At 70.6% G+C, this 1,739-nt stretch carries 2 protein-coding genes; both read right to left on the minus strand.

The features are described from left to right. Positions 1–57: 57 nt before the first annotated feature. Entirely contained in the window at positions 58–699 is a 642-nt protein-coding gene (locus P3W75_RS26265; RefSeq protein WP_276230242.1) for a LysE family translocator, read from the minus strand. A gap of 36 nt (positions 700–735) precedes the next feature. After that, a complete protein-coding gene (locus P3W75_RS26270; RefSeq protein ID WP_276230243.1) occupies positions 736–1,539 on the minus strand; it encodes an AraC family transcriptional regulator in 804 nt (267 codons plus the stop codon). Positions 1,540–1,739: the final 200 nt, after the last annotated feature.

Consider the following 1,739-nt stretch of genomic DNA (forward strand, 5'->3'; position numbering starts at 1 on the left):
TACGATCTGCTGCGCGTCGGCATAACTGCTCTAGCTCGCGAGACCGTAGACAGGCTCTCAGAACTGCCGCGCCAGACTCGCCGCGATGCCGCCGGCCACCAGCAGGAACACCAGGCCGCAGGCGCCATCGATCATCGGCACGGCGCGCAACAGGCGTTGCTGCAGCGCCGGGCGGGTCAGGGTGACGCTGAGCAGGCTGAACCAGGCGAAACCGGTGCCGAACAGCATGACCGCCACCGCCAGCTTGCCGGGGACGGACATGTCCACGGGGATCAGGCTGCTGAGCAGAGCCAGGAAGAACACCAGCGCCTTGGGGTTGAACAGGTTGGTGGCCAGGCCGCGCAGCCAGGGGCCCAGCGGCGAGGCCGGCAGTTCGCCGTCGAGGCGCCCCGCGCCAGCCTCGCCCCGACGCTGCCAGGCACGCAGCGCGCCCAGGCCGAGCCAGGCCAGGTAGAGGGCGCCGGCGCCTTGCAGCAGGCCGAACAGCAGCGGCGAATGGCGCAACAGCAAGGACACCCCGGTCAGCACCAGGGTGCCGTGGACCAGGATGCCGCACGCCAGGCCCAGGGCGCTGAGCACCCCGGCGCGGCGCCCCTGGTGCAGTGCGGTGCGCACCACCAGGGCGACGTCCGGCCCCGGGCTGACCAGGGCGACGGCGAATACGGCGGTGAGCGTGAGCAAGACGTAGGCCTCCTGCATGGCAAGATTCTCCAGTGGATGAAGGAAAAAGCGGGTTCAGCGTTGGCGCAGGCGCGCCGGCGGCAGCCCGTAGGTGCGACGGAACAGGCGGCTGAAGTGCGCCTGGTCGTAGAAGCCGAGGCTCAGCGCCAGCTCGCTCAGCGGCTCGCCGGCGATCACCCGTGGCAGGGCGCGCTCCAGGCGCAGCTGGGTCAGCCACTGGTGCGGCGGCAGCCCGCAATGGTTGCGGAAGCGCCGCAGCGCCTGCCAGGGGCTGAGGTCGCAGAAGGCCGCCAGTTCGTCCAGGCTCGGCGGGTTCTCCAGACGCGACTCCAGCCATTCGCGCAGGCGCCGCCAGGTCAGGCCGTCGAAGCCCTGGCTCGGCTCGCGGATGCGCAGGCTGGAGGCCTGCCCCAGCAGTTGCGCCAGGCCCTGCCAGAGCCGGTCTTCCTGCTCCAGCCGTTCACCGCCCACCAGCGCTTCGTGCAGGCCGTGCAGGTGGCGCTGCAGGTTGTCGTCGCGCAGCTGGCTGGCAAGCAGGCGCGGCGTGCCCTGGCGGCCGTCGGACAGCGTGCGGGCGGCCTGCTCCAGCCACTGCGGCTCGATCGACAGCACGCGGATACGATAGCCGCCGTCGTCCTCGCTGGCGCCGTCGTGGATGCTTTCCGGGGTCATCAGCAGGATGTCGCCGCCGCCGGCGATGCAGCGTTCGCCGCCATGCACGTAACGCTGGCGACCGTCGAGCATCAGCCCGATGTGGTAGTCCAGGTGGAAGTGCCGGGGAAAGGCGAAACGGTGGTACTCGGCGTCGATGAAACGGACGCCGGGCAGGCCGCTGCTGTGGTGTTCGATGCGTTCCATGGGCCCACTCTAGCGCCACGGCACCGGCGGGTCTTGGACAAAATTGCGCGACGCGCAATCGCGGACGGAGTCCGCTCCTAGCAAGCGCACGCTCCCCGCGCGAACGCAGAGATCCAGAGTCGCTGGGCTCCCGCGCTCGCGGGGGTGACAGGGTGGCGCGCGTACGCAGACAGTTGCTCCTGCGGTCGTGCGGCCCAGGA

Origin of the sequence: Pseudomonas citronellolis (genome assembly GCF_029335315.1) — a bacterium.
Lineage (GTDB): Bacteria > Pseudomonadota > Gammaproteobacteria > Pseudomonadales > Pseudomonadaceae > Pseudomonas > Pseudomonas citronellolis_A.

Bases quoted from the DNA above. Each gene is read 5' to 3' on its own strand.
- P3W75_RS26265 (WP_276230242.1), bottom strand. From the start codon at position 699: ATGCAGGAGGCCTACGTCTTGCTCACGCTCACCGCCGTATTCGCCGTC.
- P3W75_RS26270 (WP_276230243.1), bottom strand. From the start codon at position 1,539: ATGGAACGCATCGAACACCACAGCAGCGGCCTGCCCGGCGTCCGTTTC.